This window comes from Maribacter cobaltidurans (assembly GCF_002269385.1).
Lineage (GTDB): Bacteria > Bacteroidota > Bacteroidia > Flavobacteriales > Flavobacteriaceae > Maribacter > Maribacter cobaltidurans.
The window spans coordinates 4,071,481-4,096,080 of record NZ_CP022957.1 but is presented as its reverse complement, the minus strand read 5'-3'; the positions used below and the strand labels follow the sequence as shown (position 1 = coordinate 4,096,080).

The following is a 24,600-nucleotide window of genomic DNA, read 5'->3' as shown; positions in this document are numbered from 1 at the left end:
CATCATTTTATTCCGATAATAACTCTTTTAAGAAACTATCGAAATCCAATTTAAATTCCTCGAATTTTTCTCCCGTTGCAGGACCATTAAATCCTGTGTGTATTTTTCTGACAACACCTTGTTTATCTATGAAAATAGTGGTAGGATAAGACAGCACGTGGTTTAACATCGGTAATTTTTCTTGTGCTTTTTCTTTGTCATAACTTCCATATTGCGCCAGTAAAATAGGGTAATCAATACCAATTCTATCTTTAAGGCGACTAATACTTTTTAGAGCCAATTCCTTAGTCTTTGCCTGTTCAAATGCCAGACCTAAAATGGCCAAATCCTCATGCTGATTGTTGTTGAGATAGTTCACCAAAAATTTGGATTCATCCAAACAATTCGGACACCAAGAACCCATAAGCTGCACAACAACTACCTTGTTTTCAAACTCGGGATCTGATAAGGATACTTCTTCTCCATTTAAATCAGGAAAAGAGAATTCCAATCTTTCGTATCCCTCTTTTATAAAGGTCAGTGAGTCAGGACTGGGAAGTTCATAGGTTTCGTTTTTAACGGCAACAAAAGGTTCCTTAAAATGATTACCTGAATAAAAAATACCGTTCATTGTGCTATCCGTTACCTTTGCCTGGAACAAAAAGGCATGAGCGCCATCAAATGCAGATATTTTAATTGAATCGGCATGCATTGTTCCCTCTAAAAATCTATAATCTCCGGTGGTCGTTCTAAAGGTGCCAGAAACCACCCCATTCTTTTGGGTAAAAATCCCCTTGCCCATGTAGCTATCCTCCGTGTCTGGACTAAACTCGGTTTCCCAAATACCGGTTACATCAACATTACCTTCCTCCGTATTTGAAAATCGTTCTTCAATTCCAAAAACGGCCTCAAAAGGAACCTCGCGATCTAAACTTTCAATAACAAATTTTCCTTGCATTCTATCACTGGCAAGTTTTGCGGTAATATATCCCTCAAAAACTGGAGCTTTAATCAAAATGGAATCCTCCTTTATGGTAATTTCATCTACATAAATGATTTCCTCGCCATTGTGTATGGTTATATTGGTCCCTTGATCATCTGTACTACTCAGCTCGAAATTAAAAGGGAGAATCTGATTGTCCTGAACCGTCAATCTGGCCTGCCATATACCATTTTTTGGTACGTTACTTGACTTTTTGGGTGTACAGGCCGTTATAGAAAGAAATAAAAATGTTATATAAATTTTTCTCATCGTCAATAGATTCTTCTGCGAATTAACAACTTAAAAACTTCATTTTAAAATTCAGGAGAAAACAAACTAGCGTCTGTTGAATGTCTTAGGGCATTGTTTTATCTTTGCCTGCTTAAAATAGACCAATGAAAATTTCTTACAACTGGCTTAAACAGTTTATAAATATAGATTGGAGCTCCCAAAAAACAGGGGAACTTCTTACAGATTTAGGTTTGGAGGTAGAAGGCATCGAGCCCTTTGAATCAGTAAAGGGCGGCTTGGACGGTATTGTCATTGGTCATGTAGTGAGCTGTGAACAGCACAGCAACGCGGACCGATTGAAAGTCACGTTGGTCGATATTGGCGATGAAAAACCAGTACAGATTGTTTGCGGTGCGCCCAATGTTGCAAAGGGACAAAAAGTACCGGTAGCTACTATAGGTACCACGCTGTATACAAAAGACGGTGAGGCTTGGAAGATTAAAAAGGGTAAGATTCGCGGTGAGGAAAGCCATGGAATGATATGTGCCGAGGATGAGTTGGGCCTTGGCGAAAGCCATGACGGTATTATGATTTTGGATGATAGTCTACAACCGGGAACCTTGGCTTCTGAGGTATTCAAAGTTGAAAAAGACGAAGTATTCGAGATAGGACTTACTCCCAACCGGGCAGATGCCATGAGCCATTTTGGTGTTGCAAGGGATTTAAAGGCGGGTTTAAAGCAGAAGGAAATCAACCAGGAGTTGATTACCCCTCCTGTAAGCCATTTCAATGTTTCCAACAGGTCATTACGAATCGATGTTGACGTAAAGAACAATACATTAGCCCCAAGATATTGTGGTGTTACCATAAGCAACATACTGGTACAAGATTCACCTGATTGGCTTAAAAACCGATTGAAGGCTATTGGTCTTACACCAAAAAACAATGTAGTTGATGCCACAAACTATGTACTTCACGAATTGGGGCAGCCCTTACATGCATTTGACGCGAACAAAATCAAAGGGAATAAGATAGAGGTGAAAACACTTCCAAAAGGAACCAAGTTCACGACGCTCGATGGTATAGAAAGAGAATTGCACGAGGATGACCTTATGATTTGTGATGTTGAAAAACCTATGTGTATTGCCGGTGTTTTTGGGGGAATACATTCAGGGGTAACGGAACATACCACTTCCATTTTCTTGGAAAGTGCCTATTTTGATCCAGTATCCATTCGTAGGACCGCTAAGAGATATGCACTCAATACGGATGCTTCCTTTAGATTTGAACGAGGTATAGACATCGAAAATGTTGAGTACAGCCTTAAGCGTGCTGCTTTATTGATCAAGGAAATTGCGGGGGGCGAAATCACTTCGGATATTGTAGATCTTTATCCCAACAAGCACAAGGACTTTGAAGTATTTTTGGCCTTCGAAAAAATCAATAAGCTCATCGGGCAAAATATTCCCCAAGACACTATTAAATCGATTTTGGCTTCCTTGGATATCAAGGTCAAAAACGTGACGGAAGCAGGTATGGGATTAACAGTTCCTTCCTATCGTGTGGATGTTCAGCGTCAAGTGGATGTTATCGAGGAAATTTTAAGGGTCTATGGCTACAACAATGTGGCCTTTAGTGAAAAATTGAATGCTTCTGTGGCTTCTACAAGTCCTTTTGAGGACTATAAAATTCAACAAATAATAGGAGATTTATTGGCTTCAAAGGGCTATTATGAAACATTGACCAATAGCCTGACCTCACCGGAATATGATTCTTTTTTAGAAGGTGATTTTAAAAACAAAAACCATGTCACGGTCATGAATCCATTAAGTGGGGAGCTGTCCGTGCTTAGAAAATCCTCTTTGTTCACCGCTTTGGAATCGGCAAGCTTCAATATCAACAGAAAACGTCAGAATCTTAAACTTTTTGAGTTTGGTAAAACATACCATCAGATACATGACGAACGTATTGAAGAAAAATACCTAGGTATTTTACTTAGTGGCGAAACCAACGAGAATAGTTGGACCGGGCCATCAAAGAAAACAGATTTTTTTCAACTCAAATCCATTGTTGACACTGTACTTGAGCGATTAGGTATAATGAATTTAACAACCGGTCCAGATGAATCCCTATTGTTTTCAGAAGGCATTTCCTATAAAACTAAAGAAGGTATAACCCTAGTGTCATTTGGCATGATTAAAAAGAAAATTGTTAAACATTTCGATATAAAACAACAAATTTTCTATGCCGATTTTAAATGGGACGATATTTTGAATAGCCTTAATAAAACGGGAATCACTTTTCGGGAGATTTCAAAATATCCTGAAGTAAAAAGGGATTTTGCACTTATGTTGGACAATTCCACCACGTTTAAAGAAGTATACGATTTAGGCTTCAAGACGGAACGAAAGCTATTAACAAACATAAGTTTATTTGATGTATATCAGGGTGATAAGTTACCGGCGGGTAAAAAATCATATGCGGTTAGTTTTACGTTAAAGGACACGTCCAGTACCTTGACGGATAAGCAAATAGATAAAATTATGAACAAGCTCCAAAACAACTATGAAAGGGAACTTGGGGCAGAACTTAGGTAAGGTTAAAACAAGTTTACAGGAAAGAATACACTATCTATTTCATGTATAAATCCGTTGCTCTGTTCGGAATCTGCGGTAACTATCTTGGCCTTGTTACCTTTGTTATCGGTTAAGACAATATCTATTCCGTTCATAGTGGCCGTTATTTTTTCACCTAAAATAGTAGTAAATGAGGCCTCGCCGTTTCCCCGGCACATAGCCCTTAAAATATTAGAGGCCGATAACTTGCCTGCAATAATATGATAGGACATTATAGCCTTAAGCTTTTCTTTGTTGTCTGGGTTTAGAAGTAATTTTTTGGTAACATCAGAAAGCTTGTTAAAAGCGGCATTGGAAGGGGCGAAAACTGTGAATTGGGCGTCGTAGTCCAAAAGACAATCTAAATCCGAAGCCCTGAGTGCCGCCAATAATACACTATGACTGGTTGTATTTTCAGTATTAGATAAAATAGAATTCCCAAAATGAATCAGGCTTGTTGAGGATTGTTCGTTTTGGGGTTCTTGCGCATTACTAAAAGCGAAAAAAAGCAAGAGTAAAAGAGACATGGGGGATGTCCAGTTTTTCATATTCAAGGTTCTTGGTTAGGGGCAATGGCACATAATCGACGAATGGTCAACTATTGAGGACAATATACAATCTTAGGTTCAAAAGGCATAGCAGGAGGAAGTGCCTAGAATTTGATTTAACATATTTTTAACATTCATTAAGGATTTTGTGGTCAATACTAATTTTATTTATTGTCTAACTTTGAAAGAGTTGCTAAAAAAAAGAATATGCTATTTCGAAAAACGAACCTTTTAGAAAAGTTACATTTAGAAAAAGAAAAGCAAAGAAAGTCAGAAGAGAATATATTGAGTGAGGTAAGAAATATCCTTGATCAGGTGGATAAAAGCTACTCTCGTATTGAAGACAATCTCTCCTTGACCGACACTGTTTCCGATATCAATTCCTTTGATTTTGACCTTTTGGAGTCCGATAAAATTTTTCACATCGATCAAATAAAAAGCCTATGTATCGATTATAGACTAAGGTTTTTGGACAGCAAATACTTTAAAGGTGAAATACCGGTCGAAGCCTATGCCAAAATTAGAAAGTTGGAACAAGAGCATACCATTGAAATCAAAGGCTTTAAGATAATTGCACCTTCTAGGTTGTTTAAATTGGAGGATAAGGATGATCCTCTTTTGTTTGCCCCAATAGGCAACGGATACTATTATCTAATCCATAAATGGGGCAATGATCTACATCCTTTCAGGAAAATGATGATGTGGCCTTTTAAGAACGTGGGAAACCTAATTTTTGTAATTGTTCTAATTAGTTACTTGACCACTCTTTTAATTCCCAACGGGTTATTTTCAAAATCGAATTCGGTGGCGGAGTTTGGAATATTATTTTTCTTCACGTTCAAAAGCATAGTTGCCGTTGCAATTTTCTATGGATTTGCCCTAGGGAAAAACTTTAGTCCCGCCATATGGAATAGTAAATACTATAATGCCTAGGAAGTTTTTATTGTACCATGATGGCCTTTGGAATACCTTCCAAGTCAACGTTATCAACATAGGTGAAATCTGGTGTTGGTGTTAAGCGAAGTATACCCCCAGTATTACCGTTGCCGTTTTTTTGGTATCCCACTAGAATGAATCCGTTCTTCTCATCATATCCTATAGCAGATGCTGATTTAATGTTTAGTTCCGTGGATTGAATATCAGACAAAAAGTTATCAAAATAGTACAACGTAGCCTTATTGGCTTGAAAATCATAAACGGCAGGGATTTTCATAATTTGATTATCCTCTGTGTTCATGGTATAGTACAACTTATCGGTCGAATCAAATTCATAGTATGTGGATGCGTATAAATTGGGACGTAGTGTCTCTCCATATTGAGTATACAGCTCCTCAAAAGTACTACTATTCATTTTTGTATGTAGTTCTGGGTAACTGATTACGATATTGCCATCCGGTGTCTTAAAGATTTTCTTCGCATTAAATCCAATTAGCTTTTCATAAACAGTAGATTGACCATTGATATCTATGACAATGACTCCATTTTCATCGGTAATTTCAACGTCGTGGGCAAGTACAAATACTTTTTCCTGACTAGGAACCAAATACATTGGTTTTAAACCAAGCTCCACATCAACTGCACTTTCGGTATCGTTCAAATTGATAATCCTAACGAAATAAGCATCTGATTTACCTACTTCACTTTTAATAAAGCTTAGGAAAACATGGGTGTTATCGTGTGCGATGGCTGTAATATTTAAGTCACATGCATCTAGATTCAAAAAGGTTTCAATCAATTGATAGTCACCAGAATCAAAATCATACCTTAAAACCTTTCCCTTACAATCCGATGTGACTTCAAAAAAACTAAATGTATTTCCATCTGCATAGGAAATTTCTGTTGATGGAAATGACGGGAAATTCAAATCATGAGTTTCTGGTACCATTCCATTTTCAGATGATAAGATACTTTGAGTCGCAAAAACACCGTTTTGATCCATCAAAAGGGTATAATCTGCTTTAATAGATAAAGGGGTCTCATTCTCTTGGGGCTCTGCGGCAGGTTTACTGCATGCGGCCAATAAAGCCATCAGCAATATGCCGACCTTGTAGGTGTAGGTCTTCATGATGTATAGATTTGGGTTATACTTCCTTATGCAGGAACAGCATACATCTTGCCCCTCTGTTCCTTCAATGCCTTGTCCGACATATATTCATCAAACGTAGAATATCGGTCAATGTTGCCTTTGGGTGTCAATTCTATGATTCTGTTGGCAACAGTTTGTGCAAACTCGTGATCATGGGTGGTAAAGAGCACCGTTCCCTTAAAATTCTTTAAGGAATTATTGAATGCCGTGATACTCTCCAGATCTAAATGGTTCGTAGGTTCATCCAACATAAGCACATTTGCTCTTAGCATCATCATCCTGCTTAACATACACCTGACTTTTTCTCCTCCAGAGAGTACGGTACACTTTTTAAGGGCCTCTTCTCCACTAAACAACATTTTACCCAAAAACCCCCTTATATAAACTTCTTCACGCTCTTCCTCCGTCTTTGCCCATTGTCTTAACCAATCTACCAAGTTGATATCTTGGGTAAAAAAACTGGAATTATCCGCAGGTAAATAGGATTGCGTAGTTGTAATCCCCCAACTATATTTTCCGTGATCCGCCTTTTTATTTCCGTTGATAATTTCATAAAAGGCCGAGGTTGCCCTAGAATCCCTTGAAATAACAGCTATTTTATCTCCTTTTGCTAGATTAATGTTGACATTATCGAACAAAACTTCGCCCTCTTCCGTAGTAGCTTTTAAACCATCCACATTCAGTATTTGATCACCCGCTTCACGTTCTCTCTCAAAAATAATTGCAGGGTATCTTCTGCTGGAAGGTTTTATATCATCCACTTTCAATTTGGACAACATTTTCTTTCTGGAAGTAGCCTGCTTGCTTTTTGCCACGTTTGCACTAAAGCGCATAATAAACTCTTGCAATTCCTTGGCTTTTTCCTCTGCCTTTTTATTTTGTTGTGCCCTTTGTCTTGCCGCCAACTGACTACTTTCATACCAGAAAGTATAATTTCCGGAATATAGGTTCAATTTGCCAAAGTCGATATCCCCAATGTGGGTACAGACTGTATCCAAGAAATGACGGTCATGTGATACTACAATTACCGTGTTTTCATAATCGGCCAAAAAGTTCTCCAACCAATTGATGGTCTCATAATCCAAATCATTCGTAGGCTCATCCATGATCAATACATCTGGACTACCAAAAAGGGCTTGGGCCAAAAGGACCCTAACCTTGAGTTTGGAATCCATATCCGCCATCAATGTATAGTGCATTTCCTCACCAATACCCAGATTTGAAAGCAGAGCGGCCGCATCGCTATCTGCATTCCAGCCATTCATTTCTTCGAATTGCACTTGTAACTCCCCTATTCTATCGGCATTTTCATCATTGTAATCGGCATACAAGGCATCAATTTCCTTTTTTATATCGTAGAGTGGCTTATTGCCTTTGACCACGGTCTCCAGAACAGTGTACTCGTCTGACGCATTATGGTCCTGCTCCAAAATGGACATTCTTTTACCAGGCTCCAGATGTACATGGCCGGATGTGGGGTCCATCTGTCCCGATAATATTTTTAAAAAGGTCGATTTCCCTGCTCCATTGGCTCCAATTATTCCATAACAGTTACCCTCCGTAAAGGACACGTTGACTTCATCGAATAATATTCTTTTTCCAAACTGAACTGATAAATTGGATACTGATAACATAGGGTACGATTTAAAAATCCGTGCAAAAATACAGAATTTTAAAGGCTAAAACCAATAAACATTTCATATCATCCCCTACAATCATCCTTTCATCCTAATCCATTAATTTTTAACTAGGTATTAACAAGGAGCGAAGTGTGGTATCCTTATTTTTGGTCCTAAATGTTGCCCATTTTGTGTATGGATAAATTTTTACCTATTGCTCTTGCTTTATGTTTAATTGGATGTAATACACCTGAAAGGAATGACCAGAGTGTTTTCTTCGCTGGGGAAATTGTCAATCCAACAAGTGAGTATGTAGTGCTTTTCAAAGGAAGCGATGCTCTGGATTCTGCTAAACTTGACGAAAATAACAGATTCTCATTCCAGTTTGATAACGTAAGCGATGGTTTATACCACTTCAATCATAGTCCTGAGCAGCAATATGTATATTTAGAAAAGGGTGATAGTGTTTGGATACGTTTAAATACGCTCTATTTTGATGAATCTTTGGTTTTTTCAGGAACCAACGAGGAATTAAATAACTTTCTTTTGGAGATTTTTCTAGAAGATGAGGAAGTGGAGCAATTAATGTACTCAGAGCTTTACGCATTGGAAGGAGATGATTTTTCGGAGAAAATCGAGAAATTACGAAATGAAAAGCTCCAAGCTCTCGAAGCGTTAAATAAGGAAGCCAAACTTTCCGATACCGCTTACGAAATTGCCAAGGCCAGCATTAATTATACCTTCTACAGGTTCAAGGAGATTTATCCATTTAAGCATAGGGGATCCTTACGTGAAGATGAACTTCATGATTTACCAAGTGATTTTTACGCCTACAGAAAAGGAATAGATTATAATAACAAAAACCTAATCTATCTTAGACCCTATTATGATTTTATGAAGTCTCACATGGGGAACCTTTCTTATATGAACTGCTCTCATTCTTGTGGAAAAAAAGCTGGTACCACCCATAACCAATTACATTTTAACCAACATAAATTGGCTATTATTGATAGTCTGGTGGGTGAAAAAGAACTCAAAGACAATCTTTTTAGGAACGTTGCCTTCAATTATTTATTACGGGAACACGATGTTGATAGCAATAAAGTATTCATAGAGAAGTTCCAAAGGATATCTGGAAACAATATGCATATTAAGGAAATCGAAAGGTTGTATAATGGTATTAGCAATATTCAGCCCAATAGTCCGATACCTGAGATTAATGTGGTATCCATGAAAGATACTTTGGTTTCTCTTCCTTCCTTAAGTAAGGATAAAAAGGTTGTATTTTACTTTTGGTCCGCTACGGATAAAAACCATTATGAAAATATATTTAGCCGTGTTAAAGAGTTGCAGGCGCTTAAACCGGACTATGATTTTATCGGTATTAATTTTAGAACCGAAACCAATAATTGGAAGGCTATAGTTAATAAGTTTGGTTTTGATGCTCATAGTCAATACAAAGCGGACGATTTAGAACAGCTTGCCGAAAAACTTATCCTCTATCCTATGAATAAATGTATTATCACTAAAGATGCTATGATTGTGGATGCTTTTTCCAATATTTATAGAAACGACCTTTAGTCTTTGGTCAAAGTCAATAATCAATTATTTCTTGCTGTGATTTAATAAGAGTTGCTCGTACCATGTATCGGGAAGTACTTTTTTAAGGACAATTGAAAATTTTTGAAGTAGAGCGCCGACCTTATAATGCACCTTCGGATTTTTTGTATTGATTATTTGCAAAACCTTTTTTGCTACTTCTTCCGGATCTCCTCCTTTGTCCACATCTTGATCAATGGTATTTAATGTCTTTCCATAAGATTCCTTATACGGAGAATCGTTATTTACAGGTGCATGATAGCGACCTGCGGCGATATTGGTAGCAAAATCTCCGGGGGCCAAACAAGTACATGTTATCCCAAAGTCCTTGATTTCCATCCTTAGACTTTCTGTAATAAGTTCTAATGCACCTTTTGTGGCGGAATAAATTCCGCGATAAGGTAATCCCATATAACCAGCTATAGAGGTAATGTTGATAATGAGACCGGAACCTTGTCTCCGCATTTGGGGTAAAACACTTTTTATTACGTTAAGCGGACCGATAAAATTAATATCAAAGGCATTCAATATCTCCTTGTTTGGGGTTTCCTCCAGAGGTCCAGTAATTCCTACCCCTGCATTATTGACCAATACGTCCAATCTATTTTCCTTTTCCAATAACACGTCAATAGCCCTGTTCACCGATTGCGGTTCCCTAACGTCCATTTCCAATAGTTGGAACTCGGTAAAATCCGGATATTTTTTTAAATTTCGTGTAGTTCCATAAACGGTAAAACCCTTTTTGGTCAAATATATACCGATGGCTTTTCCAATACCGGATGACCCACCTGTGATAAGTACTATCTTAGAATCCATATTTCAAAAATAAGGTCGGTAAGTGTATAAAAAAAATGAATGGATTTTGATTCAAAGGAATATGAACGCATTGATAACTTTCGGGTACAAAAAAAGGCAAGCTACCTACATCGCACCGCTACGACCGTATACCCTTGCTGCGTTCCCACCCTGGGGGATTCTACAGGAGCTGGTCGTGTAGGACTTGCCGGGTGCAAATATACAACCTTTTAAATCTTTCACAATCCTTTTTACATTCTAAATTTATGGTTTAACTTGCCGTTTTGACATAATTACCTTAGAATTTTAGAATACAATTTCAAATGAAATTTTTTAGAACAAGCAAAGCCATTATGTTGTTTCTTTTGATTGTCTCCTGTGGGAGCGGTAATCAAAAGCCTTCTTCACTTTTCACGATAGAACTGGAAGGCAACACAAAACAAGTGAACCAAAATGAAAAAGTTGGGGTTTCCTTAAAAAATATGAAGAATAAGGAGATAGAAAATGTCGTTTATAGCATTGATGGCAATGAATTAAGCGTTGTAGGTAATAAGTTGGACTTCTGGGTTCCCAAATTGGGAAATAAGGTGTTAAAGGCTACCATTACCTATGAAGGAAATGTTGTTGAAGTAACCAAGAATTTAAAAGTTTTAGCCTCACAAGCACCCGAAATTTATACCTATACCATTTTAAACGAATATCCCCATGACCCCAATGCTTACACCCAAGGTTTGGAATTCCACAATGATACGTTATATGAAGGTACAGGAAAGAATGGGCGCTCCTTTCTTAGAAAATTTGATTACAGGACTGGAAAGGTATATCAACAAATCGATTTGGACGAAACTTATTTTGGGGAAGGCATTACAATATTGAACGACAAGATATATCAGTTAACTTGGCGTAGTGGTATGGGCTTTATCTATGAACTGAAGAACATGAAAAAATTGGATAATTTCCAGTATGGTAAAAGCCGAGAAGGTTGGGGACTTACAAACGATGGAGAAAAGCTTTATAAAAGTGATGGAACCGATAAAATTTGGATTTTGAACCCGAACACTCTGGTCGAAGAAGACCACATAGAGATTGCCACCAACAAATCTCTGTTTGCGGACACCAACGAATTAGAATATGTAGATGGGAAAATTTATGCCAATGTATATCAAAAACCCGGTGTCATGATCATCGATGCCAAAAGTGGAGCCATTGAAGGTGTTATAAACTTTGGTGGATTAAGCGATAAGGTTACCAAAACTGAAAACTGGGTAGATACAGAAAATGTATTGAACGGTATCGCATATCATCCAGACCGGAAGACATTTTTTGTGACCGGGAAAGACTGGGACAAATTGTTCGAAGTCGAAATTCAAAAAAAATAATATGTCTTTTACGAAACGTATCAAAGTTTCAATAGAGGATTTGGATGACCTAAATCATGTGAACAACGTTAGGTATGTGCAATGGATACAGGATATATCTAAAGAACATTGGCAGAAAAAGGCACCTATTGATATCCAAAACGAGGTAGTTTGGGTGGTTCTGAAACATACCATTGAATATAAGTCACCAGCGGTGCTCCATGACCCGATACTAATTTCCACATATATAGAGAAAAGTAAAGGTGCAATTTCAATTCGTGTCGTGGAAATGTTTCATGAAATAACAAAAACGCTCTTGGTCCGTTCAAGTACTGAATGGTGTCTATTAAATAAGGACACTAATAAACCTATGCGGATTTCAGAAGATATACAGCATATTTTTTCCTAAATCACAACAAAAACTTGATGGTGAAACAGAAGGTTCCTATACTGGTGATACTGTTTATATTGGTGCTCTGGGGCAGTTCCTGTAGAAAGGATTTTGAATTTGCCTCCAGCAATGGCCATCTTTCTTTTTCCAAGGATACCGTATACTTGGATACTGTTTTCAAAGGTATAGGCAGCAGTACCTATTCGCTTAAAGTATATAATACTACCAAAGACGATATCCTTATTCCATCAATTAAGCTAAGAAACGGCGCCGATAGTCAATACAGATTAAATGTGGATGGAAAAGCTGGAAAATACTTTGAGGACATACCTTTATATGCTGAGGACAGCCTTTTCATTTTTATAGAGACCAATGTTACTTTATTTCCAGATAATACTTCACAGTTAATATATACAGATGCCATTCAATTTGATAATGATATATATCTGCAAGAAGTAGAACTGGTAACTTTGGCAAAGGATGCAATTTTCCTTTATCCCAAAAATGATTCCAACGGGACAAAAGAGAAAATTATGTTATATACCCGGGAAGATGGCACCGAGGTATGGGTAGAAAGTTTTGAACTTACGGATGACCAACTGCATTTCAATAATAACAAACCTTATGTTATTTACGGGTATGCCGCTATTCCTGAAAGCCAAAAACTTACAATAGATGCCGGTGCCAGGATTCATTTTCACAATGGTTCTGGAATACTGGTTAGGCCAACCGCCTCGTTAGAAGTTAACGGCACCCATAGTATAGACCAAGACCTGTTGGAAGGTGAAGTCATATTTGAGGGAGATAGGTTGGAACCGGCCTTTTCAAATACACCGGGTCAATGGGGAACGATATTTATTACAAAAGGAAGTATAAGTAATAGCATCGACCATCTTACTATTAAGAACGCTGAAATAGGGATTTATGTGGAAGGGAACATTGAAATAGAGGATTCAAGTTTAGACATTGCCAATAGCCAAATCCATAACAGTTCCTTATTTAACCTTTGGGCCAAATCGGCAACCATAAAGGCCAAAAATATATTGTTGGGCAATGCGGGGAGTTCATCGCTAAAATGTGACTTAGGAGGCAAGTATGAATTTATTCATGCTACCATTTCCAATTATTGGACCAATGGATTTAGGACGGGTAGAGCTTTGAGTCTAAGGAATTATGAAGATTCCGATGTAAATTTAGGAGTTGATCTGTTACAGGCCGATTTCCGAAATTCCATTATAGATGGAAATTCCATGTCGGAATTGACACTTTCCTCCAATGGGGAGAATATTTTTAATTACAGTTTTGAAAATTGCTTTATAAAGTTCAATAAATCAGGTCCGGCCTCTCCGGATGATTCATTTTACAATTTTGAAGGTCCGAATTTTATCAATTGTATTTTAAATGGAGATCCAGATTATTTTAATACCCGGGCAAATGATTTTAGGATCGGACTGGATTCCGATGTTATCAATAAGGGTAGCATTCCCATTGCGCAACAAGTCCCATTTGATCTGCTAAATAGGGAAAGAATTTCATCACCGGATTTAGGTGTTTATGAGGCAACGGCAAAGGAGGAGTAATCTATACCTTATATATCTCGAGGAAAAAACTTTCAAAAGTAAATATTTAGAAAAAATATAATAATATCCTCCATTTTTATAAGGTTTTCCTAGTTCAAAGATTTTCAGTCTATTAGTACCTTGCGAGTGAACACTATTTAGATTTGGAATATTCTTACGTCATTATAGATTCTGATGCCGTTTCCAATTTGCAATTGAGCACTTTTTTGGAAGAGTATGGGGATTTTTCTTGCTCAGGACTAGCAAAAAGTCCTGATGACGGTCTGAACCAAATTCTTAAGTATTCCCCCGATTTGGTTTTTATCAATCTGGACCAAAAAGCCAAGGCCCAATTTCAAATGGTACTGGAAATGCACCAATACCTTCTGGACATTCCCGTAGTGATAGGTATTTCCAAATCCAAGAAACATGCTTATGATGCTATAAAGAATGGTTTTTTTGATTATTGGTTATTGCCGTTTAATGAGTTCGATATTAGAAAATCTCTTTTGAAACTGAGGAAAAGAATGCCCAAGACAAAGCAACCTCAGACCATATGTTTAAAGTCCTACAATGATTTTCAATATTTGAATACCAAGGATATTCTCTATTTGCAGGCGGACAACAATACCACGGAATTTTTTATGAAGGACGGAACCGTGGTAAACGCTTTCAAGACCTTGAAGACTTTTGAAAAGCAATTGCCTCAAAATTTCATCCGCATTCACCAAAGCTACATCGTAAATACAGATTATGTTTCCAGAATCAACTTTGGTAAGAATATCTGCGCATTAAAAGAGGGTGAAAAAAACCTGCCTTTCTCAAAATCCTACAAGGACAAGATGGATCAATTGAAGGAAACCTTGTCAAAGAACAGCATTTCCTCACTAAACTGACCGAATTCTCTCAAAATCGGTTCAAATACTATCAGAACCGCTCCATCCACTAAACACCCAGTAAAATAGGCTGTTTCGACAAATTGGCTTATTACTTTAGTAGTGTAATAAAAAAACGTTTCCCTAACTAAAAAAACACTAAAAAAATGAAAAAAGTAGTAAGTATTGCAGCAGTAGCATTAATGGCATTAGGACTAACCACCTACGTAGTAGAGAACACTGCAAACGAGTTTGATTTTATGAAAGATTTGAGCAAAATGTTGGCCTGTGATGGTTGTTCTACAACTGAAGATAGAAGGGACCCTCCAAAGCCTATTGCTTAATATTCTTTTAGGAAATAATTAAATCACGCCCAGAACCTTAAAGTTCAGGGCTTTTTTATATCTTGTAGGTAAATAGTTACAGGACAAAACCTAATCGATTGAAAAAATTCCAATTCTTCGTATTTGCCTTTGTATTCTTAAATATCCTCCAAAGCCAAAATGAAAAAACTTCAGATTATTCAAATGGGCTAAAAACACAAATTGATAGTCTCATTGACTTGAGTAACTCACCTAGGATTTCACAGGCAACGAGAAATGAATTACTGGGTCAAGCCTTTGAATTATCTAATGAAATCAAATCGGATAGCCTTCGAATAAAATTTTTATCAAGTCTTTCCTATTATAGTTCTTCATCACGACTTAATAACCTTTTCAAAAATATAAATTGGGAGACCATACGTTTGGCCAAAGATTTAAATGATTCGACTGCATTGGCCAATGCCTTCTGGGACCGAGGATTTTTTTATAGTAAAAACTCAGTAAAGGACAGTGCTTACCAGAGCTATTCTGAAGCCCACAAAATATTCGAGGCCCAAGGGAATTCCTACCTTTCAGGGCGCATGCTAAATAACATGGCCATTCAACAGTTGGAGGTAAAGGACTACGTGGGTAGTGAAGCCAATGCCATAGCTGCCATTGAACGCCTAAAGCCCTTAAGCAAAAGCAAAGAACTTTATTATTCTTACAATACCCTCGCCATAATCACACAAGACTTGGAAGAGTACGAACAAGCCATTCAATATTATGATGAGGCCTTGTTTTATTTAAAAAAAACTGATTATTCAGAACGTGATGTATTACAGAATATGAATAATCGAGGTATGGTTTATCAGGACCTAGAAGAATACGAAAAAGCTTTAGAAATTTTCAAAGAAAGCCTTAGCAATAAAAATTTAGCGAATAATGATAAGAAGCTTTATGCCATAATACTAAGTAATCTTGCCTTCACCAAAATAAAGTTGAATGACACCACTCAGGTGAGGAAATTAATTGAGAATTCGATACAAATAAATGATAGTCTTCAAGATATAAGAGGCTTGGCGTCTTCCTTTTTTATCGAAGCCCAATATCAATTATACCTCAAAGATACGTCAAAAGCAGTGGTCAGCGCAAGGAAAGCGATGCGCTTGGCCAAGGAAAGTTCCAGTAACGAGCGCCTATTGGAAACCTATGCTTTTTTAGCCCGTTTAGAAAATCAAAATGCTTCGCAATATGCCCAAAAATATATTGCTTTAAATGATAGCATTGTCAAGGAAGAACGTAAGGCTAGAAACAAATTTGCGCGCATCCGTTTTGAGACTGATGAATTTATTGCCCAAAATGAACAGTTGGAAGAAGAGACAGAAGTTCTAGCCAGACAAAAGCAGATTTGGACCGGGGTGGCCCTTGGTTTTTTCCTTTTGGGGTTATCGGTTTATATTATCATTAATCAAAGAGCCAAGAACCAAAAGCTCCTATTTACACAACAGCAACAGGCCAATAATCAAGAAATTTTCAACTTGATGCTTACCCAAAAACAAAAAGTAGACGAGGTAAAGAGATTGGAGCAAAAAAGAATTTCTGAGGAACTCCATGATGGCGTTCTTGGTAAAATGTTGGGTGCACGTATGGTATTGACCGGACTTAACAAAAAGGAAGGGCAAGAAATTATTGAAGCTAGGATGGAAGCGATAAAAGCACTTAAAAATGTAGAAGAGGAAGTACGATCTATTTCACATGAACTAAGCCATAGCGCTTATCAAAAAATAAACAATTTTATCAACTCTGTTGAGGATTTATTGAGTTCCGCAAAAGAGAATTCCAATATTATCACTACATTCAAGTATGATGAGGACGAGGACTATGATGAACTTAAAGGGGAAATCAAAATAAATATGTATCGTATGATTCAGGAATGTCTACAAAATACCATAAAGCATTCCGAGGCTGATAATTTCTTTGTTAGCTTTGAAAGAGACGGAAACAATCTTATTGTAGAAATGGGAGATGACGGAAAAGGTTTTGATTTGGAAAAGGAAAGAAAAGGCATTGGCATGCGGAATATTAGCTCAAGAATAGAAAAGTTAAAAGGGCAATGGCGAATGGAATCCAAACCCAATGCGGGAACCACAATAATCTTGGAAATTCCCTTATATTTTGTAGATTCAAATACAAAAGGTACATTACAGAACGTTTAAAGGAATAATCTTAAAATTGATAAAGAATGGATACGGTGAGGATTCTGGCGGTGGATGATCATGAAATGACAACTTTAGGATATAAATATATCCTAGAGGATGCGGAGTTTGAAGATTTTATGGTCAAAGTGGACATAGCTAAAAGCTATGATAAGGGAAAGGAAAAAATTGAACACTCCGCAAGAACTTTACCATATGATATAATTTTGTTGGATATACAATTGTTCCCCGCAGAGTCCAAGGACCCTAGGTCTGGTGTTGATTTAGGTAAATTGGCAAGGGAAATTGTACCCGACTCAAAGGTCGTTTTCATGTCTTCTTTTAGTGATAGCTACCGAATTAATAACATTTTCAAAGCGGTTAATCCTGATGGTTATATGGTTAAGTCGGAGATTGATGAAATGTCCTTAAAAACCATGGTAGAAACCATAGTTAAAAAACCTCCATATTACACGGCCAGTGCATTGGGCGCCGTTCGTAGAAGAATGGCCAGCAATATCGAAATTGACGAGCAGGACCAAAAAATACTGTATTATTTATCCCTGGGAACCAATACTCGGGATATTGCTCCCTTAATAGCGTCTGCCAATACTACCGTAGAGGCCAGAAAACGACAGCTAAAAGCTATTTTTGGGGTAAAAAACGGAAATGATTTGGCGCTCATTCAAGAAGCCAAGAAAAGAGGGTTCTTATAACCCGAATCCATGAAATTTTAAAATACTGAAAATCAATTCTTTGTAAATTATATTTTCAGAATATTACAATTTCCTCCGAAATTCTAAGGTTTTCCTAAGTCCTATGAATTTCCAATAAAGCTATCTTTATTATAAAAGAGATTGTAAAGAATGCTTTTCAAACCAAATAATTACCATTCCATTGATTTTATAAATGTCAAGTCCACTGACGTTATGCTCGGTCTATTCGATTTTAAAAAATCGATTGAGTTGGGATACTTTTCAGAAGTTATACTTAAAAACAATAGTGATAGCACCCATAAATTGGACTTGGTCGTTGAGCTAAACTGCCCACTTAACCTATTGGATATTTTAAGTCATTTCAATAAAGGGCTTTGGGGCTCCTCTGAGATTACAAAATCGCCTTTGGCCAAAAGTTTTGATTGTTTATTGGCATATAACAAGGAATTGGATATTGATATTCAGGAGTTTACCTTGTACTTAAATGACACGAATATTGTCATCAAAAATATTTATAAGCACAGTATTCCTGAGCAGTTCAACAATATCATATCTGAAATAGGTAAACAATACGTTTCCATTACAAAGGGTTTAACGGAACAGCCTGAAGAAATATTTATACCGGTCTTTGAGGATTCATTAAATAGTTCTCTGAACGGTGTTGAAAAGAGACCAACATTAAATAGCTATACAGAATACTGGGGCATATACATGGAATCTGAAGTTGACGGATTAATATTTGATGTACAGCACAACAAATTTATTTCTGCCAATTTAGATTATTATATGTTCGATGAAAATAATTAGGCCTTTACCGACATTTCATTAAAGATTTCCCTGCCTCCCATCATGGCATTGACACTGTTCTTAACTTCCGAAATTACCTGAGAATCCTCGGGATTCGTCAATACTTTATCAATAAATTCTACAACGGTCTTCATATCCTCTTCTACCAACCCTCTCGTTGTAATTGCTGCTGTTCCAAAACGAATACCAGAGGTTACAAATGGTGATTTATCATCAAAAGGAACCATATTCTTGTTTGCCGTAATATCGGCCAATACCAAAGCCTTTTCGGCATCCTTACCGGTAATTCCCTTATTTCGGAGATCTATCAACATCATGTGGTTGTCAGTACCACCGGAAATAATATTATAGTCCTTGGCCACAAAAGCCTTGGCCATAGCATCTGCATTCTTTTTCACCTGTTGCATATATTCCCCAAATTCCTCGGTAAGCGCTTCCCCAAAGGCTACTGCCTTTGCTGCAATGATATGTTCCAAAGGTCCTCCTTGATTGCCTGGAAAAACGGCCAAATCCAATAAGGCGGACATCTTTCTTAGGTTACCGTTCTTAAGCTTGATTCCGAAGGGGTTGTCAAAATCCTTACCCATCAAAATCAAACCTCCCCTTGGTCCTCTTAAGGTTTTATGGGTAGTAGTAGTCACTATATGACAATGAGGTATGGGGTCACTTAACAATCCTTTCGCTATTAAACCGGCGGGATGCGAAATGTCGGCCAACAACAAAGCGTTTACACTATCGGCAATTTCCCGAAACCTTTTGAAATCCATATCGCGAGAATAGGCAGAGGCTCCCGCTATTATAAGTTTTGGTCGCTCCTTCGTTGCTATTTCCTGAATTTTATCATAGTCCAGCGTTCCCGTTTTTTCATCTACCCCATAAAAAACCGGGTTGTACAATTTACCGGAAAAATTGACCGGAGACCCGTGGGTAAGGTGACCCCCATGGGAAAGATCAAACCCCAAAATGGTGTCACCTGCTTGAAGACAGGCATGATATACAGAAGCATTGGCTTGGGAACCCGAATGGGGCTGTACGTTGGCATATTCCGCCCCAAACAACTCCTTTGCCCTATCAATGGCCAATTGCTCTACTTCATCGACAACTTCGCATCCGCCATAATAACGTTTCCCTGGATATCCTTCAGCATATTTGTTCGTTAGAACGGAACCGGCAGCCTCCATAACCTGTGGGCTCACAAAGTTTTCAGAAGCAATTAATTCAATACCGTTTTTTTGGCGCCTTCTTTCCGCTTCAATGAGTTCAAATATTCGATTATCCCTTTCCATGTTGTTGATGTATTTTAATCTTTTGCAAAAATACAATATGATCCCATTTCTATTACCATAAAAATGGTAAGCTCACTATTATTTTATTCAACAATGGTTAATAACTGAAGGCGAATTTCAACTCTTAATGTTACTTCCAATACTTTAAAAAGTGTAATTCATCCCTTTTACACTAATCTTCAACCTTTTTCGTTATGTATTGGAATATTTCTGGCATAGCTATTGAAATAGCTCCAATTGAAACCCTTAAAGTTCTAGTTATGAAAAAATTTCTACTTCTTGGCATCATTGTGTTGGTATACTCTTGTAGTGGAGTAAAAAGAACACAAGAGGCATTGAATTCTGGGAATTATAATGCGGCCATAAACAAAGCCATTGCAAATATTGCAGAAAACAAGACCAAAAAAGGTAATCAGGCCTACATCTTATTATTGGAGGAAGCATATCAAAAAAACACGGAGCGTGAGCTTCAGAATATTAAGTTTCTAAAAAAAGATGGCAATCCCGCCAATTATGAAACTATTTATGAGTCCTATTCCAGATTGAAACAGATTCAACAAGGTATTAGACCCCTTTTGCCGCTTTACATTATGGAAGAAAACCGCAACGCCAGGTTCAATTTCAACAATTACGATTCTGATATCATTGCAGCAAAGGAAAATCTATCGGAATTCCTATATAATAATGCAGTGGGCCTTTTACAAAATGCCCGTTATAAAAATGAGTATAGGAGTGCGTATGATGATTTAAAATATTTGGAGGAAATTAATCCAAATTATAAGGATACCAAATTGAAAATGGATGAAGCTTATCAAAAAGGATTGGATTATGTGGTGGTAGAGATGGTAAACAATACGGATAAAGTAATACCACAGAGACTTGAAGACGAATTGTTGAATCTGAATACTTATGGATTAAACAATCTATGGACAGAGTACCATACCAACAAGTTGGCTAACATCGACTATGATTATTTAATGGAGGTTTCCTTTCAAGATATCAACATTTCACCGGAACAGGTAAATGAAAAACAGATTATAAAGGAAAAACAGATCAAGGATGGTTATCAGTATGTAGAAGACCAAAATGGCAATATTGTTAAGGATAGCCTAGGAAACAAAATAAAAGTGGATAAGTTTAAAACTGTTAGGTGTGATTTTTATCAATTTACCCAGTTCAAAAGCGCTCAGGTCGTTGGGGTGGTTAATTTTACGGACTTAAGAAAGCAACAACAAATAAATCAATATCCTTTGGCCAGTGAGTTCGTTTTTGAGCATATATTCGCCAATTATAACGGAGACAAACGTGCTTTGGACAATGATTTGCTACCTTTCTTACAAGCTGCAAGAGTACCCTTTCCCACAAATGAACAAATGGTCTACGACGCAGGAGAAGATTTAAAGAATAATTTAAAATCGATTCTTACAAGACAACATTTTAACTAAAAGAAAAACTCCGCAAATGTGCGGAGTTTTTTTATACATATTGTTCTAATTTTATTTCCGATATGCCCCCATGTGAACTATGGGCTACCACTACCCCATTCTTAATAATCAATAACTGGGGCGACTGATGCACAACCCCAAATCTTTTCACCACTTCGTTGGATACCTCCCGGTGTGCGTGCAAATCCAAAAAATAGAAATCCATTTGGGAAGGTTCTAGACCATAAGAGGTCTTGAACATATTTAAAACCATTCTGCTCACACCGCATGTGGTGGAATGCTTGAAAATGGCCTGAGGTCTTGTTCCAGAATTTTTCGTCAATACCTCTAGCTGATCTGTATTCTCAAGGGAAATCCACGGTATATCCATACCACTTTCAGAATTTCCATTATCATTTTTACCAAAAAAATTACCAAATAATCCCATTCTCCACTAACTTTAAATGACGCTATAAATATTAATCCGATACTGACTTTATGTCTTGAAAATATTGAAATTACAGGACATTTTGTCTTGTTGATTCAATTGGTAGGATTGTTGCCCATTTCCTTACAAAAGTAATATTCAAAATAAAAGTAATCCATATGAACTTTAATAATTTCACCATAAAATCACAGGAGGCTGTACAACAGGCTCAGGTAATTGCCCAATCATTGGGGCATCAACAAATAGAGAACGAACATTTATTTAAAGCTATTACAGAGGTAGAAGAAAACGTGGTTCCATTTATATTCAAAAAATTGGGACTCAATGCCAACCTTATTAAACAGATTTTAGAAAAGGAACTCAATTCCTTTCCTAAGGTTCAAGGTGGAGACATTATGCTTTCCAGAGAGGCGGGTAAATCGGTAAACGAAGCCTCTATAATCGCTAAAAATATGGGGGATGAATATGTTTCCATAGAGCATCTCCTATTGGCTATTTTCAAGTCAAAAAGTAAAATCTCCCAAATCCTAAAAGATCAAGGGGTGACCGAGAAGAATTTGGTTGCCGCTATCAATGAATTGAGAAAAGGCTCCAATGTGACTTCCCAAAGTGCGGAGGAAACTTATAATTCATTAAACAAATATGCCAAAAACCTTAATGAATTGGCCGATAGTGGTAAACTGGACCCGGTTATAGGAAGGGATGAAGAGATTAGAAGGGTGCTACAGATTCTATCCAGAAGGACCAAGAACAACCCCATGCTTGTGGGTGAACCTGGAGTGGGAAAAACGGCTATTGCCGAAGGTCTGGCCCACAGAATCGTTCAAGGCGATATCCCTGAAAACCTAAAGGACAAGGTTATTTATTCCTTGGATATGGGTGCCCTGATTGCTGGTGCCAAATACAAAGGGGAGTTTGAGGAACGATTAAAGGCTGTTATTAAGGAAGTGACCAGTGCTGATGGTAATATCATATTGTTTATTGACGAGATTCATACGTTGGTAGGTGCTGGTGGTGGTCAAGGAGCAATGGATGCCGCCAATATTCTAAAACCCGCTTTGGCGAGGGGCGAACTTAGGGCCATTGGAGCCACGACTTTGGATGAGTATCAAAAATACTTTGAAAAGGACAAGGCATTGGAACGTCGTTTTCAAAAGGTTGTGGTAGATCAACCCGATACGGAAAGTGCCATTTCCATTCTTAGGGGAATAAAGGAACGGTACGAGACGCACCATAAGGTACGTATCAAGGACGAAGCGGTAATTGCTGCCGTAGAACTGTCCCAACGCTACATTACCAATAGGTTTTTGCCCGATAAAGCAATCGACCTTATGGACGAAGCGGCTTCTAAATTAAGAATGGAGATCAATTCCAAACCTGAGGAACTTGATGTGTTGGACCGAAGAATTATGCAACTTGAGATTGAAATAGAAGCGATAAAAAGAGAAAACGATCAGTCAAAGCTAAAGTCCCTGAACTTAGAGTTAGCCAATGTTAAGGAAGAACGTAACGAGATTTTTGCCAAATGGGAAACTGAAAAATCCGTAGTGGACAACATCCAAAAAACTAAAATGGATATTGAAAACTATAAGGCGGAGGCGGAAAGAGCCGAGCGAAACGGGGATTACGGTAAAGTGGCTGAAATTAGATATGGTAAAATCAAGGATGCCCAAGAAAATCTGGCAAAACTGCAGGAAGAGCTCGCTGAGCAACAAAATGCAGGTACCTTGATTAAAGAAGAAGTAACCAGTGAGGATATTGCCGAAGTCGTAGCGAAATGGACTGGAATACCTGTAACCAAAATGCTACAGAGTGAACGTGAGAAGCTCCTAAATCTGGAAAATGTGTTGCATAAGAGGGTCGTAGGTCAGGATGAAGCCATTCAGGCGGTTTCTGATGCCATTAGAAGAAGTAGGGCAGGTTTGCAAGATATGAAAAAACCAATAGGTTCCTTTCTGTTCTTAGGTACCACGGGTGTTGGTAAAACGGAGTTGGCCAAAACACTGGCCTCATACTTGTTCGACGATGAAAATGCCATGACCAGAATAGACATGAGCGAATACCAAGAAAGGCATTCCGTAAGTAGATTGGTAGGAGCACCTCCAGGCTACGTTGGTTATGATGAAGGAGGGCAATTGACAGAAGCCGTGCGAAGACGCCCCTACTCCGTTGTTTTGCTGGATGAAATTGAAAAGGCACATCCAGATACGTTTAATATTCTTCTACAGGTTTTGGATGAGGGAAGGTTAACGGATAATAAGGGACGTGTTGCCGATTTCAAGAACACCATTATCATTATGACCAGTAATATGGGTAGTCAGATAATTCAAGAGAAGTTTGAAAATTCAACCGATATACACAGTGCATCCGAGGCGGCAAGGGTGGAGGTCCTGGGACTTCTCAATAAAATGATTAGACCGGAGTTCCTAAATAGAATTGATGACATCATTATGTTTACACCCCTAAACAAGGAAGATATACGTGAGATTGTGAAACTTCAATTGGAAGGATTGAAGAAAATGTTGGATAAACAAAATATCACTTTGGATGCAACCGATGAAGCTATTGACTATTTGGCGGAACGAGGCTATGAGCCGCAATTTGGTGCCAGACCGGTAAAAAGGACCATTCAGAAAGAGGTTCTTAACAATATGTCCAAGGAGCTCTTAAGCGGAAAAATCAAATCCGATAGTGTAATTCTCTTGGATGCCTTTGATGACGAACTTGTATTTAGAAATCAAAATGATTTGGTAGTATAAATTGATAATTAGTTAGTTAAGCG

At 37.7% G+C, this 24,600-nt stretch carries 20 protein-coding genes and 1 other RNA gene; 13 read left to right on the top strand and 8 right to left on the bottom strand.

Annotated features, from left to right (window positions below; genetic code table 11):
• Positions 1-7 precede the first annotated feature (7 nt).
• Positions 8-1,231 (bottom strand): peroxiredoxin family protein, encoded by a 1,224-nt coding sequence (locus tag CJ263_RS18375; RefSeq protein ID WP_094998608.1) that lies wholly within the window; start codon positions 1,229-1,231, stop codon positions 8-10.
• Positions 1,232-1,356: 125 nt separating this feature from the next.
• Between CJ263_RS18375 and pheT the strand changes: the two genes are divergently transcribed.
• Positions 1,357-3,789: a phenylalanine--tRNA ligase subunit beta gene (gene pheT / locus CJ263_RS18370; RefSeq protein ID WP_094998607.1), complete on the top strand. Its 2,433-nt coding sequence runs from the start codon at positions 1,357-1,359 to the stop codon at positions 3,787-3,789.
• A gap of 2 nt (positions 3,790-3,791) precedes the next feature.
• Here pheT and CJ263_RS18365 read toward each other — a convergent pair whose 3' ends face one another.
• Positions 3,792-4,355 carry a fasciclin domain-containing protein gene (locus CJ263_RS18365; RefSeq protein WP_094998606.1) on the bottom strand — a complete coding sequence of 188 codons (564 nt, stop codon included), beginning with the start codon at positions 4,353-4,355 and terminating at the stop codon, positions 3,792-3,794.
• Positions 4,356-4,562: 207 nt separating this feature from the next.
• On the opposite strand from CJ263_RS18365, the gene CJ263_RS18360 reads away from it, so the two are divergent.
• Positions 4,563-5,288 carry a hypothetical protein gene (locus CJ263_RS18360; protein WP_094998605.1) on the top strand — a complete coding sequence of 242 codons (726 nt, stop codon included), beginning with the start codon at positions 4,563-4,565 and terminating at the stop codon, positions 5,286-5,288.
• Between the two features lie 7 nt (positions 5,289-5,295).
• On the opposite strand, the gene CJ263_RS18355 is transcribed toward CJ263_RS18360, so the two are convergent.
• Complete coding sequence (locus tag CJ263_RS18355; RefSeq protein ID WP_094998604.1) at positions 5,296-6,420, bottom strand: hypothetical protein; 1,125 nt, start codon at positions 6,418-6,420, stop codon at positions 5,296-5,298.
• A gap of 26 nt (positions 6,421-6,446) precedes the next feature.
• The gene (locus tag CJ263_RS18350) at positions 6,447-8,075 is read right to left on the bottom strand and encodes an ABC-F family ATP-binding cassette domain-containing protein (protein ID WP_094998603.1); all 1,629 of its coding nucleotides are present in this window, start codon (positions 8,073-8,075) and stop codon (positions 6,447-6,449) included.
• A 180-nt stretch (positions 8,076-8,255) separates the two neighbouring features.
• Here CJ263_RS18350 and CJ263_RS18345 point away from each other — a divergent pair, with 180 nt between their 5' ends.
• The gene (locus CJ263_RS18345; protein ID WP_094998602.1) at positions 8,256-9,641 is read left to right on the top strand and encodes a TlpA family protein disulfide reductase; all 1,386 of its coding nucleotides are present in this window, start codon (positions 8,256-8,258) and stop codon (positions 9,639-9,641) included.
• 24 nt (positions 9,642-9,665) lie between these two features.
• On the opposite strand, the gene CJ263_RS18340 is transcribed toward CJ263_RS18345, so the two are convergent.
• Complete coding sequence (locus tag CJ263_RS18340; RefSeq protein ID WP_094998601.1) at positions 9,666-10,475, bottom strand: SDR family oxidoreductase; 810 nt, start codon at positions 10,473-10,475, stop codon at positions 9,666-9,668.
• Positions 10,476-10,566: 91 nt separating this feature from the next.
• Positions 10,567-10,665, bottom strand: an RNA gene (gene ffs / locus CJ263_RS18335) — signal recognition particle sRNA small type.
• A 112-nt stretch (positions 10,666-10,777) separates the two neighbouring features.
• Here ffs and CJ263_RS18330 point away from each other — a divergent pair.
• The 8 genes from CJ263_RS18330 to CJ263_RS18300 all read left to right on the top strand — a co-directional run bounded on the left by CJ263_RS18330 (position 10,778) and on the right by CJ263_RS18300 (position 18,660).
• Positions 10,778-11,833 carry a glutaminyl-peptide cyclotransferase gene (locus tag CJ263_RS18330; RefSeq protein ID WP_094998600.1) on the top strand — a complete coding sequence of 352 codons (1,056 nt, stop codon included), beginning with the start codon at positions 10,778-10,780 and terminating at the stop codon, positions 11,831-11,833.
• Position 11,834: 1 nt separating this feature from the next.
• Positions 11,835-12,221, top strand: coding sequence for an acyl-CoA thioesterase (locus tag CJ263_RS18325; RefSeq protein WP_094998599.1), 387 nt, complete (start codon positions 11,835-11,837; stop codon positions 12,219-12,221).
• 20 nt (positions 12,222-12,241) lie between these two features.
• Positions 12,242-13,783, top strand: coding sequence for a hypothetical protein (locus CJ263_RS18320; protein WP_233726865.1), 1,542 nt, complete (start codon positions 12,242-12,244; stop codon positions 13,781-13,783).
• Positions 13,784-13,926: 143 nt separating this feature from the next.
• Entirely contained in the window at positions 13,927-14,658 is a 732-nt protein-coding gene (locus tag CJ263_RS18315) for a LytR/AlgR family response regulator transcription factor (protein WP_094998597.1), read from the top strand.
• A 146-nt stretch (positions 14,659-14,804) separates the two neighbouring features.
• On the top strand, positions 14,805-14,981 hold the full coding sequence (locus CJ263_RS21030) for a hypothetical protein (protein ID WP_158657194.1): 177 nt from the start codon (positions 14,805-14,807) through the stop codon (positions 14,979-14,981).
• Between the two features lie 98 nt (positions 14,982-15,079).
• Complete coding sequence (locus CJ263_RS18310; protein WP_094998596.1) at positions 15,080-17,158, top strand: tetratricopeptide repeat-containing sensor histidine kinase; 2,079 nt, start codon at positions 15,080-15,082, stop codon at positions 17,156-17,158.
• A 26-nt stretch (positions 17,159-17,184) separates the two neighbouring features.
• Positions 17,185-17,853, top strand: a complete 669-nt coding sequence (locus CJ263_RS18305) for a response regulator (protein WP_094998595.1) — start codon at positions 17,185-17,187, stop codon at positions 17,851-17,853.
• Positions 17,854-18,003: 150 nt separating this feature from the next.
• Positions 18,004-18,660, top strand: a complete 657-nt coding sequence (locus CJ263_RS18300; RefSeq protein WP_094998594.1) for a hypothetical protein — start codon at positions 18,004-18,006, stop codon at positions 18,658-18,660.
• Here CJ263_RS18300 and glyA read toward each other — a convergent pair.
• Complete coding sequence (gene glyA, locus CJ263_RS18295) at positions 18,657-19,946, bottom strand: serine hydroxymethyltransferase (RefSeq protein ID WP_094998593.1); 1,290 nt, start codon at positions 19,944-19,946, stop codon at positions 18,657-18,659. The two genes, CJ263_RS18300 and glyA, sit on opposite strands and share 4 nt — an antisense overlap.
• 260 nt (positions 19,947-20,206) lie before the next feature.
• Between glyA and CJ263_RS18290 the strand changes: the two genes are divergently transcribed.
• On the top strand, positions 20,207-21,391 hold the full coding sequence (locus CJ263_RS18290) for a hypothetical protein (RefSeq protein ID WP_094999310.1): 1,185 nt from the start codon (positions 20,207-20,209) through the stop codon (positions 21,389-21,391).
• A gap of 31 nt (positions 21,392-21,422) precedes the next feature.
• Here CJ263_RS18290 and ytxJ read toward each other — a convergent pair whose 3' ends face one another.
• Positions 21,423-21,818, bottom strand: a complete 396-nt coding sequence (gene ytxJ, locus CJ263_RS18285) for a bacillithiol system redox-active protein YtxJ (RefSeq protein ID WP_094998592.1) — start codon at positions 21,816-21,818, stop codon at positions 21,423-21,425.
• A gap of 158 nt (positions 21,819-21,976) precedes the next feature.
• On the opposite strand from ytxJ, the gene clpB reads away from it, so the two are divergent.
• On the top strand, positions 21,977-24,577 hold the full coding sequence (gene clpB / locus CJ263_RS18280; protein WP_094998591.1) for an ATP-dependent chaperone ClpB: 2,601 nt from the start codon (positions 21,977-21,979) through the stop codon (positions 24,575-24,577).
• Positions 24,578-24,600 lie beyond the last annotated feature (23 nt).

Bases quoted from the DNA above. Each gene is read 5' to 3' on its own strand.
- CJ263_RS18345 (WP_094998602.1), top strand. From the start codon at position 8,256: ATGGATAAATTTTTACCTATTGCTCTTGCTTTATGTTTAATTGGATGT.
- CJ263_RS21030 (WP_158657194.1), top strand. From the start codon at position 14,805: ATGAAAAAAGTAGTAAGTATTGCAGCAGTAGCATTAATGGCATTAGGA.
- ytxJ (WP_094998592.1), bottom strand. From the start codon at position 21,818: ATGGGATTATTTGGTAATTTTTTTGGTAAAAATGATAATGGAAATTCT.
- CJ263_RS18305 (WP_094998595.1), top strand. From the start codon at position 17,185: ATGGATACGGTGAGGATTCTGGCGGTGGATGATCATGAAATGACAACT.
- CJ263_RS18330 (WP_094998600.1), top strand. From the start codon at position 10,778: ATGAAATTTTTTAGAACAAGCAAAGCCATTATGTTGTTTCTTTTGATT.
- CJ263_RS18360 (WP_094998605.1), top strand. From the start codon at position 4,563: ATGCTATTTCGAAAAACGAACCTTTTAGAAAAGTTACATTTAGAAAAA.
- CJ263_RS18300 (WP_094998594.1), top strand. From the start codon at position 18,004: ATGCTTTTCAAACCAAATAATTACCATTCCATTGATTTTATAAATGTC.
- glyA (WP_094998593.1), bottom strand. From the start codon at position 19,946: ATGGAAAGGGATAATCGAATATTTGAACTCATTGAAGCGGAAAGAAGG.
- CJ263_RS18365 (WP_094998606.1), bottom strand. From the start codon at position 4,355: ATGAAAAACTGGACATCCCCCATGTCTCTTTTACTCTTGCTTTTTTTC.
- CJ263_RS18290 (WP_094999310.1), top strand. From the start codon at position 20,207: ATGAAAAAATTTCTACTTCTTGGCATCATTGTGTTGGTATACTCTTGT.
- CJ263_RS18325 (WP_094998599.1), top strand. From the start codon at position 11,835: ATGTCTTTTACGAAACGTATCAAAGTTTCAATAGAGGATTTGGATGAC.
- pheT (WP_094998607.1), top strand. From the start codon at position 1,357: ATGAAAATTTCTTACAACTGGCTTAAACAGTTTATAAATATAGATTGG.
- CJ263_RS18375 (WP_094998608.1), bottom strand. From the start codon at position 1,231: ATGAGAAAAATTTATATAACATTTTTATTTCTTTCTATAACGGCCTGT.
- CJ263_RS18340 (WP_094998601.1), bottom strand. From the start codon at position 10,475: ATGGATTCTAAGATAGTACTTATCACAGGTGGGTCATCCGGTATTGGA.
- CJ263_RS18355 (WP_094998604.1), bottom strand. From the start codon at position 6,420: ATGAAGACCTACACCTACAAGGTCGGCATATTGCTGATGGCTTTATTG.
- clpB (WP_094998591.1), top strand. From the start codon at position 21,977: ATGAACTTTAATAATTTCACCATAAAATCACAGGAGGCTGTACAACAG.
- CJ263_RS18350 (WP_094998603.1), bottom strand. From the start codon at position 8,075: ATGTTATCAGTATCCAATTTATCAGTTCAGTTTGGAAAAAGAATATTA.